The sequence below is a fragment of the Pseudorhodobacter sp. W20_MBD10_FR17 genome (assembly GCF_052119765.1).
Taxonomy (GTDB): Bacteria; Pseudomonadota; Alphaproteobacteria; order Rhodobacterales; family Rhodobacteraceae; genus Pseudorhodobacter.
The window spans coordinates 67142-78581 of sequence record NZ_JBGQOQ010000007.1 but is presented as its reverse complement, the minus strand read 5'-3'; the positions used below and the strand labels follow the sequence as shown (position 1 = coordinate 78581).

Genomic DNA, 11440 nt, shown 5'->3' with positions numbered 1-11440 from the left:
TCTCTCCCAGGGGGTCGGCTGTTGCCGTTAGTGTTTCGTGACGGGGGTCGGTTCGTTAGAATCGGAGGACTCGGCCTCATCCCCTTCGGTTTCGTCAATCTCGTCAAAGGCGCTGGCGTCAAAGGCAGGATCGGCCTTTTTCTGGCGCAGCATTTCTGCAATCAGATCATCCGTCAAAATCAGCTTGGCATCCGACAACCAGTCGAACTGCAAACCGATGGTTACGGTTTCCTTGCCGTCTTCCATCTCAATCAACACTTCTTCGCCTTCGATCCCGCGCAAAAAGCCCTTGAACCGGCGGCGGCCGTCGATCAATTCTGTCGTTTCAATCCGCGCCTCGTAATCGGCCCACATGTCGAAATCTTTCAACCGTGTTAGGGGCCGGTCAATGCCGGGGCTGGAAACTTCAAGCGTGTAGTTATCTTCAATCGGATCTTCCACGTCCAAAATCGCCGACACTGCGGTCGAAATTTTCGCGCAATCATCAACAATAATCCCGCCTTCGGGGCGGTCGGCCATGATCTGCAAAATCTTTTCTTTGCCGCTCATCAAGCGGATGCGCACCAGCTCGAACCCCAAGTCCTCAATGGCGGGGGTTACGATCTCGGCAAGGCGACGATCAATAGCAGTTTTGGCGATCAGGTCAGACATTGGCTGCCTCCATTGGCAAAAGGTATCCCAAAACAAAAAACGGGCCAACAGGCCCGCATCAGGTTCCGGTAGCTTCAGGTATGGACCCTGAAACAGCTGTTGACGGTGATATAGGCTACGCCCCCGCCAATTGCAAGCAGACTCTCAGGTCAGCGCCACAACGCGTCCAGAACAGGCCACCTCAACCTGCCGGTGCGCGGCAATCAAAATCGCCGCATCCGGCAAGACCCGCCGCACGCCTTGCAATACCAAAGCGGCGGTGGCGTCATCCAACCCCTCGGTCGGCTCATCCAACAGCAAAACCTGCGGGCGGCGCAGCAAAGCCCGCGCGAGCGCCAAACGCCGCGCCTCACCACCTGAAAGCAGCCCGCCCCGCGCACCAATCTGTGCGCTTAGCCCGCCCCTTTCCCGTACCAGCGCCGCAAGCTCGACCGCCTCCAACACCTCCCACATCTGCGCCTCACTCGCATCGGCAGCAATCCGCAGCGCATCGGCGACCGACCCCGCCATCAAGCCCGTGCGCTGCGGCAACAAGGTCACAGCGCGGCGCAACGCGGCCTCGCCCCAGTCGCCCACATCGACACCCCCCAAGGTAATTCGCCCCGCGGCCACCGCATGCAGCCCCGCCACAGCCAGCAGCAGGGATGATTTCCCCGCCCCGCTCGGCCCCGTAATCGCAACCGTCTCGCCCGCTGCCAGACCCAGCGAAAACCCCGTCACAATTGGCACATCCACCCCGATCCGCCACAACCCCACATCGTGCAGCCGCAAAGCATGCCCCTTTGGCGCCGCGAAAACTCTGCCCGCATCTGGCACATCCACCCGCACACGCCGCGCCGCATCCACCATCCGCCCCAAATCGGCCACTGCACGGCGCAGCGGCATCACCGTCTCGGCCAGCGCCAGCGCGGCAAAAAAGCCCAGCGCGGCAAAAGCGGGCTCAATCTGCCCCGCTTGAACCAGCGCCATCCCGATGCCCAACGCGCCAGCCGCCACCACCGCGCCAAGCGCTGCTACGGCAGCCCCTGCCAAACGCTCAGCCCCGTCTAGCCGACGACGCAACCCAAACCGCCGCGCCTCGGCGGCCCGCACCGACTGCGCTTGCGCCTCCAACCGCCCATACACCGCCAAATCCCGCCGCGCACGGATCAGGTCAATCAACCGCGCACGAAAGGCTTGTGCGGCCACCTCGGCCCGCCGTGACAGCGGCAACGTCACCCGCGCCATGCCGCCAAAGATCAGCGCGCCCCCCAAAACAAAGCCCGCAACCACCCAAAGCGCGACCACAGGCGCCACCAGAACCCACAATGCAATCAACGCCAGAACCTGTGCCGCCACACCCGCAATCACCGGCAGAACCAGCCGCAGCGGCACCCCGTCCAGCGCATCAATATCCGCCGTCAACCTGCTTAACGCCTGCGCCCCGCGCAACCGTATCATCGCTGGATAATCCGCCGCCATCTGCGCCCGCAGCACCCGCAACCGCAGCGTTTCCAGCGCGCGCAGCGTGGCGTCATGCGTCAGCATCCGCTCGCCATACCGCGCAGCCGCCCGCCCCAGTGCCAAAAACCGCACCATAGCTGAGGGGCGAAACACATCAAACACCGCCCCCGTGCCCGCAATCCCCGCCGCCGCTGCCGCCGTGATAAACCACCCCGACAGGCCCAGCAGGGCCACCCCTATCACCAACACAACCACAGCCAACGCCGCCCCCCGCAGCATCGCCTTGCGTTGGTCGCGCAAAATTACCGCGGAAATTGCCCACAGCGCGTTCATTGGATCGCCCCCAAATCGATAATCCGGTCCATCTGCGCGGCCAGCCCTGCGTCATGCGTGGCGATCACCAAGGTCGCCCCTTTGGCGGCCTGCGCCAGCAACCCTTCGGTCACCAGCCGCGCGGTGTCGGCGTCCAAATCGGCTGTCGGCTCATCGGCCAAAATCACGTCCGGCGCGCCGAAAACCGCCCGCGCCAAGGTGACACGCCGCGCCTCGCCCCCCGACAACCCGCCGCCGGTTTCGCCCAACCGCGTTGCCAATCTCTGCGGCAATGCTTGCACCGCGGCCCCAACAGCCGCCGTTTTCAGCGCGCCCTCAAGGTCGCCAACCCGCCCCAAACTCAGGTTTTCGCGCAAGCTGCTGTTCATAAAATGCGGCGCTTGCGGCATCCAGCCCACCCGCGCGCGCCACGCATCGGCAAGGTTTGCGGCCAAGGCCTGGCCCGCCACCACAACAGCGCCCTGTTGCGGCAGCTCCAACCCCGCCATCAGCCTCAAAACACTGGTTTTGCCCGCACCACTGGGCCCGATCAGCGCCACCTTTTCGCCCGCAGCAATGGTGATATCTGGCAACCGCACACCCGCCGGCGTAAAGCACCCCCGCAGCGCCACAGTTGCAGGCCCCGCCAACCGCGCCGCTAGGGCACCACGACCGGGCAATGCGACCACAGGATCTTGGGCATAGGCTGCCAACTCGTCCATCACGGCATCGGCGGCGGCCTTATCATGCCAAGCGGCGGATAAATCACGCAACGGCTGGTAAAATTCGGGCGCGAGCAGCAACAAAAACACCCCCGCTTGTGGCGTAATCGCCCTGCCCCACGCGCCAAAATGCAACTCGCCCAGCAGGGAAAACCCGACATAAACCGCCACCATCGCCACGCCAATCGCGGCAAACAGCTCCAGCACTGTCGAAGACAAAAACGCTACCGCCAACACCGCCATCGTCCGCTGACGCAGATCGCCCGCCTGCGTGGCAAAGCTTTGCACCACCTTAGGCCCTGCGCCCAGCAGCCGGATATCGACCAGCGCCGACAGCCGCTCAACCAGAAAATCGTTCAGGGTGCCAATCTCGGCCATCTGCCGGGCGCTCGCCTCTTTTGCGGCCATCCCGACCAGCGCCATGAACACCGGAATCAGCGGGCCGGAAATCAGTAGCACAATACCCACCGCCCACGACTGCCAAAACGCCAGCACCAGAATCAGCAAAGGCAACACCATCACCCGTGCCCGCGCGGGGGCATAGCGGGTAACGAACGGGCCCAAAACGTCCAGCTTTTCGCCTGCCAAAGCCGCTATGCTGCCTGCGCCGCCAACGCCGCTTTCTGTGGCGCGGCGCGACTCGGTGGTAACAAGGGCATCGCGGGCCTTTGCTATCACCGCCTCGGCTGCCGCTTGCGCTTGGGCCTCGGCCATATAACCAAGCGCCGCCCGCAACACGCCCAACCCGCCAAAACCCAGCACTGCCGTCAACCCTGATGGTGTTGTCCCCGCCAACAGCCCACCAAGCGCCCAAGCCACCACCGCTGCCTGTATCGGCCACAGCGCACCCGCCAGAACCGACAGCCCAGCCGCACGCCTTTGCAGCCGCACTCCGGGCGATAACAGCACGGCGCGATTGGCTAAGGCATTGGGAATGGGTTTACCGGCGTGGTCCAAAACAGCTCTCAAACATATATTTCAGATACGACTTAGATCAAAATCCATCCCCCCGATGTGATCTGGATCAAATACATCCGCCGCCTCAGCCGATAAGCAATAATAGTCGCAGCCAGAAAGCCAGTTTTATGCGCCTGACCACGAAAACCAACCTTGCCGTCCGCGTTCTTATGGCCTGTGCCGTGAATGACGCGATCACCCTGCGCAGCGCCGAGATTGCAACGGCCTGCAATGCGTCGCTTAATCACCTGCTGCAAGTGGTGAACGCGCTGCAAGGTTTCGGCTTTGTTGATACTATCCGTGGCCGCAGCGGTGGCCTGCGCCTGACCCGCCCTGCCGCGCAAATCTCGATCGGCGATGTGTTTCGCGTGTTCGAATCTGGTGTCCCCTTTGCCGAATGCTTTTCGGCCGAAACCAACACCTGCCCGCTGTCCGAGACCTGCCGCCTACGGGGCTACCTGTCACGCGCGGTAGAGGCGTTTTACCATGAGCTGGACATGGTCACACTTGAAGACCTGACCAAAGGCAATTGCGGCCTGACCGCGCTGCTAGAGGTGCCCGACAGCTTGCGCCGCACCTGCACCGAGAGCGCCCTTACCTAATGCAGCCAACCGCGTGATTTATCGTAGCGGCAACCTATCCATGACCGCGACCAACGCCTCTGAAATCGCGGGCTCAGACAGCGCGTGCCCTGCCAAGGGGATCATATTCAAACGGGCGTTTTCCCACCCATCTGCCAGCTGGTAGGCCGAGATTGGAGGGCAAACCATATCATAGCGACCCTGCACAATATCAGCGCTAATCCTCTCAATCCGGTGCCTGTTTTTCAAGATCCAGCCGTCTTCGGCCAAAAACCCCTTGTTGACGAAATAGTGGTTCTCTAGCCGCGAAAATGCCCGCGCATACTCGGAAGGCCCCTCGCCCGCGACCATATTCGAGTTGATCGATGCAAGGGCATTTTCCCAGTTCGCCCAAAGTCGGGCAAACCGCATTTCTTCGGCCACATTGCCCGAGAAAAGCCGCCGATGATACGCGTTGATCAGGTCATCCCGCTCGACCTCTGGGATAGCCTGCACAAACCGGCCCCAAATATCGGGAAAAAACCGCCCCGCCCCGCCGCCGTAAAACCAGTCAAGCTCGGTTTGGGTCATCGTAAACACGCCTCGCAGCACCAGATGTGCCACATTTTCAGGGTGGGTGATTGCGTAAATCAGGGCCAAAGTTGCGCCCCAGCTACCGCCAAAAAGGATCATCTGACCCAGCCCGAGCGACGCCCGAATAGCCTCAATATCGGCGACCAAATGCCAGGTCGTATTGTCATCAATCGAGGCGTGCGGGCGCGACCGGCCGCAGCCGCGTTGATCAAACAAAATTATCCGGTACACCGATGGGTCAAAATACCGCCGCATCGCAGGGCTACACCCGCCCCCCGGCCCGCCATGAACCACCAAAACGGGGATGCCATCGGGGCGCCCGCATTGCTCGACATAAATCTGATGCCCGTCGCCCACATCCATCACCTTCTGATCGAATGGGTCCAACGGGGGATATAAATACTGAAATGCGCTCTTTTGGCCTGATCTATGGTCCATGGTCGTCCTATATGATACGCCAAGCCTGCCTTTCCCGGCCCGAAACTGCAAGGAGTGTGAGATGGATTTAAACACGATTGACCCCGCCGAAGTTGCAAAATTTGAAGCGATGGCGGCGGAATGGTGGGATCCGGCGGGGAAATTCAAACCGCTGCACATGCTGAACCCATGTCGGCTGGATTATATCACCGCGCAGATCGCTGCGGAATTTAACCGCGATTTAACCACGCCGCTGCCCTTCAAGGGGTTGCGCCTGCTGGATATCGGCTGTGGCGGGGGGCTACTGTCTGAACCCATGGCGCGGCTGGGGGCCGAGGTTGTGGGGGCGGATGCGGCGGGCCGAAATATTCCTGTGGCAAAGCTGCATGCCGAGCAGATGGGCCTGACGATTGATTACCGTCATTGCGCGGCCGAAGACTTGGCCAAAGCGGACGAGATTTTTGACGTGGTTTTGAACATGGAAGTGGTCGAACATGTCGCCGACCCGCAAGCCTTTTTAACGGCCTGTCAGGGGCTTTTGAAACCGGGGGGGCTGATGATTTGTTCGACTCTGAACCGCAACTCAAAAAGCTTTATGATGGGGATTATCGGGGCGGAATGGGTGATGCGCTGGTTGCCCAAAGGCACGCATGATTGGGCAAAATTCATCACGCCGGAAGAGCTGTATGACATGCTTAAAAAGGCGGGCTTGAAACCAGTTGACCGCAAGGGAATGGTTTTCAATCCGATCCGCTGGAACTGGTCGCTGTCGGATCGGGATTTATCGGTGAACTATGTGACGGCGAGCGTGAAACCCGCCTGAAAAGCAAAAACCAACCAGCCAGCCCGATCGCAAGGGAAAAAGTCGGGGAAGCCCCGACCTACAGTTTTCCTTTGCCGCGTTAAGAGGCTTTGGGCTTGCGCGGTTTTGCGGCAGATTTCGCTGGGGCCTTTGGCTTTGCAGCAGCCTTTGGCGCGGTCTTACGCGGCGCTTTTGCCTTAGGTTCGGCCTTAACTTCGGGGGTTGCCAGCGCCTCTACGGCCTTGTGCCAATGCTCTTGGTCGCGGCCTTCGGGCTGACCATCGGCCAACCAAAGCTGATAGGCAGCGTCACGCAGTTTTGCTTCGTCCAATTCTTTCTTCGGCATGGGATTTCCTAAACATCATGGTTCAAACAAATTATGATAGCGCTAACATACCCTAAAATCGGGGCATTTACAACGTCCCTGTCGCGAATTGTAAACCTGGTCTGAACGCGGCGCTAGCCTATTTTGAGCAATCACAAAACTTGACGGCCCAAGATTTTGGTCGATTGGAATACCGCGCTAGTTAAGCTTGCGAGGGGGCAAGAACGGAAGCGGCATAACGGGCACGCCGTCTTCGACCAGCTTTTTTGCCTCATCCAACCGTGCTTCGCCGTGGATGGCGCGCGGTGGCGTGACGCCTTCGTGCATTTTGCGCGCCTCGGCGGCAAAGCTTTTGCCAACGTAATCGGAATTCGCCTCGACCTCGGCCTTCAGCGCGGCAAGGGCCTGTTCTTGGGGGTTGGCAGGCGTGGAAAGCGGTTTTTCCAAACTGGGCACAGCGCTGTTGTGGGCGCTTTTGCGGGCTGGGGTGACCGCCGGTGCCATCAGGGTTTTACTGATGTCGGCACTGCCACAGTTGGGGCATGTGACATGGCCCGCTGCCGCCAAGGCATCAAATGCGGTGGCCGACTGGAACCAGCTGTCAAAGCTGTGTTCGGCGGCGCATTTAAGCGAATATCGGATCATATTTGGCCTTGAAATGCAGCATGGGCGCGGATTGACCCGTTTTCTTCCTAAGCTATTTGACGCAGGAATCAAGCCTTAGCGGTAGCACTAGGGTTTGCGTTTGCGGCGCTTTATGCTGGCGTTTTTATTGGCCTTTTCAGGCGGCGCTTGGGCGGCACCCTTATCTGACGGCAAGGCGGGGCTAAACCTGGCCAATAGCACCTTGAGTTCGGATTCTGCCACCCTGCGGGCAGCTTTATCTGGCGCGAACCATTTGCGGCGGCGCTGGCGTTGTTCTGGAAAATCCGTGGCGAGTTTTTCAACCTGAAGCGGGAAAACCTCAACCATACAGGGCTGAATGCTTTCGTTCTTGGTGTCGCGCTTCAGCGTTTTATCATAGCTGAAATGGCCCAGCTTCGCCGCATCTATCCGGCCTTTTACCCCGGCTTCTTCCCATGCCTCAATCGCTGCGGCCTCGGGGCCGGTTCTGCCATCCATCGGCCACCCTTTGGGAATGACCCAACGGCCGGTTTCACGGCTAGAGATCAGCAAAACCTCGGCCCCCGATTTGCCTGCACGCCAGCAAAGGGCCCCAAATTGGGCGCGCGGTTCATCGGCATTAAGGGTCGTTTTGGGCATGGGTACCTATGGGGTTGCCTGTTGTGCTGCTTGTTATTCTGGGCTGCCGGTTCGGCAGGCATTTTGCAGCTTGAATGTTAATATATACTGAAAAACAGTCTGTTTTTCAAGGCATGGCCACATTTTTACAGCAAGCGACAGGTGGGTTAGTTCAGGCCAAACCCGCTGTAGGGCAGGTATTGGACGGCCGTTCCGGGGCTAATTTCGGCGGCCCCATCTGGCAGTTCCACCAAACCGGTGGCCCAAGACAGACCCGAAATGCGGCCCGACCCTTCGGACGCAAAAACCTCTGCATGGCCATCGGCGTTAAGGCGCGCCCGCAGGTATTCGCGGCGGCCAGCCTTTTTGGATTTGGAAAAGGCAGCAGGCAGGGGGAACCGTTGCGGCGTTTGCCAGCCCGCACCAGCAAGTGCAAACAGCGTTGGGCGGGCAAAGATAAGCGCGCAGGTAAGGGCTGCAACAGGATTGCCAGGCAAGCCCAGAACGGGGGTGCCTTGCCAAACTGCCAACGCCAAAGGGCGACCTGGCTTCATCGCGATTCGCCAGCTGGAGAGGTGGCCCTCGGCGGCAAGCAGACGTGAGACGTGGTCCTCATCACCCGCCGAGGCACCGCCAGAGGTGAGGATGACATCGGCAGTTTTTGCGCCGTGATTCAGGTGGTTACGGATGGCTGCGGGGGCATCGCAGGCATGGCCAAGGTCGATCGCATCAAACCCCCAACCCGCGGCAAGCGCGAGGAGCATGGGGCGGTTGGCGTCGTATATTTCATGGGGCTGAGCGTTACGGCTGACAATTTCGTCGCCTGTAGACAGGACGCCTACGCGCAGGCGCCTGTAGGTTTGAACTGTCGTCGTTCCGGTCGCGGCCAGCAAGGCCAGATCGGGGGCGCGGAGTTTGTGGCCTTTTGCAAGGGCGGGGGCACCTTGGGGCAGGTCTTCGCCTTTGCTGCGGGTGTTGGCGCGGGGCTTTAAAGGGCCATCAAAGGCGATAGCAGTGGGGCTAATGGCGCAGTCTTCCTCTAGCACCACGGTATCGACGCCTTGGGGCAGGATTGCGCCGGTCAGAACGCGAACGGCTTGGCCGTGAGGCACTGCGCCTGCAAAAGGTTGCCCTGCGGCGGCGCGACCTTGCGCAAGCGGAAGCTGGCAAACCCCCGCGCCTGTTGCCGCATGGGCAAAACCATAGCCATCAACGGCAGAATTGGCGTGGGGCGGGTTGGCGCGTTGCGCAGTGACATCGGCAGCAAGGACACGCCCAAGGGCTGCGGCAAGCGGGGTCGCCTCAATCTGCGTGACGGGGTGAAGGGTGGCGCGGAGGCGATCCAACGCGTCATCCACTTGGGTCCACGCGACACCTTGGGGCATGGCGAAACAGTCGTTGCGCAGGCGCGGTGGGGTAAGGGTATGCAGGCCTGCCCGCACGGTGGCCGCCTGCCCTGCGCCCAAATACCAGCCCTCAGCCAGCAGCGTTTCGGCAGGATGATCGGGGGCCATGAGCACTGCGAGGTTACCGTTTTTAGCAAGGGTTAGAAAGGCTTGGGCATGAAGCCGCGTTTGGGCTTCGTCTTGGATCATGCCTTGGGCGGTGGCCGCACGGACCTCATCACCCAAAAGCGAAAGATAGGCCTCGGCGATGACCACCGCGGCGGCCTCGGTCGGTTCCAGCGGCCAGATGGCGGTTTTATCCGCATGGCGGGCGCGCAGGCGGTGCAGCATCGGGATGCCCGTAAGGGATTGCGCGCCAACCGCCCCTGCCCCCGCGAGTTGCCACAGCGTCTTGGGCCTAAGGCCGCCCTCGTGCCCCACTTGCTCGGCGGTGCGGTGTTCGGCCAACCCTAGTGGGTGCGCGGGTTTGGTCCGTGGCAGACCGGGGGTCTCATATTTCTGGCCATTACCCCAGAACGGGCCATGGCCCGCAAACTGCGCGTTCATTTCCGCTGCGATAGTACGGTAATTGGTGGCGTTTTTGTCGGTGTCGGTGATGCGGGTCGCAAGCCAATCCCAAAGCGCGAGGGCATTGGGTTGGCCGGTAAGGGTTTGGGTAAAACCCTTGGGCGCGCCAAAAGCGAAATCGGCAGCAAGCAAAAGGCGGTGATTTACGGAAAGTGCTGCGTCGATCAGGGTGGCAAGGCGGGTTTCGGCCCGCCTGCGGGTGGCGATGTTTTCGGCAGTAACACCTGCGGCGGTTGCGTGGCCAATCCAGATGGAATCTTTGCCCAGTTTGGGGGTGCCTGCGGCGGACCAATCGAGAACGATGACTTGGTCGAAGGTCATAACCCGACCCCGGACACGATAAAGTCGGCAATGGCGGCAGTGTCGTCGAGATGGAAAATCGGGCAGGTCACATCCGGCGTGGCGTTTGAGGCCACAGCGCGGATGGTCGGGTTTTGGGGGGCCAGCAAAGGGCGACCAGTTTCAAACCGGTGAGCCTCTACTTTCGGGTGGGGTGCCAATTTGTAGCCTTCGATCAGAACGAGATCGACGGGGTTAAGGCGCATAAGCAGGTCATCCAAAGATGGCTCTGGCGCATCGCGCAACTCGGTCATCAAAGCCCAGCGGACGGGCGACGATACGAGAACCTGCCCCGCGCCCGCCTGACGGTGGCGATAGCTGTCGCGCCCCTCGTGATCGATATCGGTGGCGTGATGGGCGTGTTTGATGGTGGAAACGGTAAAGCCGCGTGCCGTGATTTCGGTAACCAAGCGCACCATCAGCCCGGTTTTGCCTGCGTTTTTATAGCCCGTAACGCCGTAGAGTTTCATGCCCGCCCCATCAAGATTTCCGCCGCGACAATATCCTCGGGGGTGTTGATGTTGAAGAAGGGATCAAACGGCTGGCTGGCAAATTCGGCGCTGCCTGCGTTGTGGCTATCGGTCCACAACACGATTTTGCGCAAGCCGCCTTGCAACGCCGCGCGCAGATCATGGCGCAAAGCGGTGGGCCAAAGGCCAAAGGTAGGCTGGCGCTGCATCTTGTCCGAAGGATCGGCGCTGGCGGCAAGGCAGAGGCCGGTGGGGCCAGCATTGGCGACAAGCTGCGCGGCCAGATTTTCTGGGAAAAATGGCGTATCAGCGGCGGCAGTGATGATAGCCGACGCGCCAAAGCCGGCCGCCCAATCAAGGCCTGCAAGCACGCCTGCCAAAGGGCCGGGATGATCTGGCAGACTGTCAGCCAAGATCGGCAGGCCAAATTCCATCAGCCGCGCGGGGTCGCCGTTGGCGTTAATGGCAAGGGGGCTGCATTGGGCGGACAGGCGCGTAATCACATGGTCGATCAACCTCTTACCTGCGACCACGCGCAGCCCTTTATCGCCGCCGCCCATGCGAGTCGCGCGACCGCCTGCCAAGATGACGCCGGGCAAGATGACGCCGGGAAGGTTAGGCATAAGCGAATTT

The 11440-nt window shown here is 60.8% G+C and carries 11 protein-coding genes and 2 pseudogenes; 2 read left to right on the top strand and 11 right to left on the bottom strand.

Features of this window, described 5'->3' with window-relative positions:
* Window positions 1-27 precede the first annotated feature (27 nt).
* The 4 genes and pseudogenes from rimP to ACEN2J_RS06610 all read right to left on the bottom strand — a co-directional run bounded on the left by rimP (window position 28) and on the right by ACEN2J_RS06610 (window position 4085).
* Window positions 28-651, bottom strand: coding sequence for a ribosome maturation factor RimP (gene rimP / locus ACEN2J_RS06625; RefSeq protein WP_442104294.1), 624 nt, complete (start codon window positions 649-651; stop codon window positions 28-30).
* Between the two features lie 264 nt (window positions 652-915).
* Window positions 916-1500, bottom strand: a pseudogene (locus tag ACEN2J_RS06620) (ATP-binding cassette domain-containing protein); the annotation flags it as partial.
* A 99-nt stretch (window positions 1501-1599) separates the two neighbouring features.
* Window positions 1600-2373, bottom strand: a pseudogene (locus tag ACEN2J_RS06615) (ABC transporter transmembrane domain-containing protein); the annotation flags it as partial.
* A gap of 50 nt (window positions 2374-2423) precedes the next feature.
* Entirely contained in the window at window positions 2424-4085 is a 1662-nt protein-coding gene (locus ACEN2J_RS06610; RefSeq protein ID WP_442104292.1) for an ABC transporter ATP-binding protein/permease, read from the bottom strand.
* A 128-nt stretch (window positions 4086-4213) separates the two neighbouring features.
* On the opposite strand from ACEN2J_RS06610, the gene ACEN2J_RS06605 reads away from it, so the two are divergent.
* Window positions 4214-4687: an RrF2 family transcriptional regulator gene (locus ACEN2J_RS06605; RefSeq protein WP_442104291.1), complete on the top strand. Its 474-nt coding sequence runs from the start codon at window positions 4214-4216 to the stop codon at window positions 4685-4687.
* Between the two features lie 18 nt (window positions 4688-4705).
* Here the strand turns inward: ACEN2J_RS06605 and pip are convergent, their stop codons facing one another.
* On the bottom strand, window positions 4706-5677 hold the full coding sequence (pip, locus tag ACEN2J_RS06600; protein ID WP_442104289.1) for a prolyl aminopeptidase: 972 nt from the start codon (window positions 5675-5677) through the stop codon (window positions 4706-4708).
* Window positions 5678-5738: 61 nt separating this feature from the next.
* On the opposite strand from pip, the gene ubiG reads away from it, so the two are divergent.
* On the top strand, window positions 5739-6479 hold the full coding sequence (gene ubiG / locus ACEN2J_RS06595; RefSeq protein ID WP_442104287.1) for a bifunctional 2-polyprenyl-6-hydroxyphenol methylase/3-demethylubiquinol 3-O-methyltransferase UbiG: 741 nt from the start codon (window positions 5739-5741) through the stop codon (window positions 6477-6479).
* 79 nt (window positions 6480-6558) lie between these two features.
* On the opposite strand, the gene ACEN2J_RS06590 is transcribed toward ubiG, so the two are convergent.
* The 6 genes from ACEN2J_RS06590 to mobA all read right to left on the bottom strand — a co-directional run bounded on the left by ACEN2J_RS06590 (window position 6559) and on the right by mobA (window position 11430).
* Complete coding sequence (locus ACEN2J_RS06590) at window positions 6559-6804, bottom strand: DUF2934 domain-containing protein (protein WP_442104285.1); 246 nt, start codon at window positions 6802-6804, stop codon at window positions 6559-6561.
* Window positions 6805-6981: 177 nt separating this feature from the next.
* Window positions 6982-7428, bottom strand: a complete 447-nt coding sequence (locus ACEN2J_RS06585) for a DUF1178 family protein (protein ID WP_442104283.1) — start codon at window positions 7426-7428, stop codon at window positions 6982-6984.
* An 87-nt stretch (window positions 7429-7515) separates the two neighbouring features.
* Window positions 7516-8046: an NUDIX hydrolase gene (locus ACEN2J_RS06580; RefSeq protein WP_442104282.1), complete on the bottom strand. Its 531-nt coding sequence runs from the start codon at window positions 8044-8046 to the stop codon at window positions 7516-7518.
* A 146-nt stretch (window positions 8047-8192) separates the two neighbouring features.
* Window positions 8193-10319, bottom strand: a complete 2127-nt coding sequence (locus tag ACEN2J_RS06575) for a molybdopterin-binding protein (protein ID WP_442104280.1) — start codon at window positions 10317-10319, stop codon at window positions 8193-8195.
* Window positions 10316-10807, bottom strand: coding sequence for a molybdopterin-guanine dinucleotide biosynthesis protein B (gene mobB, locus ACEN2J_RS06570; RefSeq protein WP_442104279.1), 492 nt, complete (start codon window positions 10805-10807; stop codon window positions 10316-10318). The genes ACEN2J_RS06575 and mobB overlap by 4 nt, the downstream gene beginning before the upstream one ends.
* Window positions 10804-11430: a molybdenum cofactor guanylyltransferase MobA gene (gene mobA / locus ACEN2J_RS06565; RefSeq protein WP_442104277.1), complete on the bottom strand. Its 627-nt coding sequence runs from the start codon at window positions 11428-11430 to the stop codon at window positions 10804-10806. The genes mobB and mobA overlap by 4 nt, the downstream gene beginning before the upstream one ends.
* Window positions 11431-11440 lie beyond the last annotated feature (10 nt).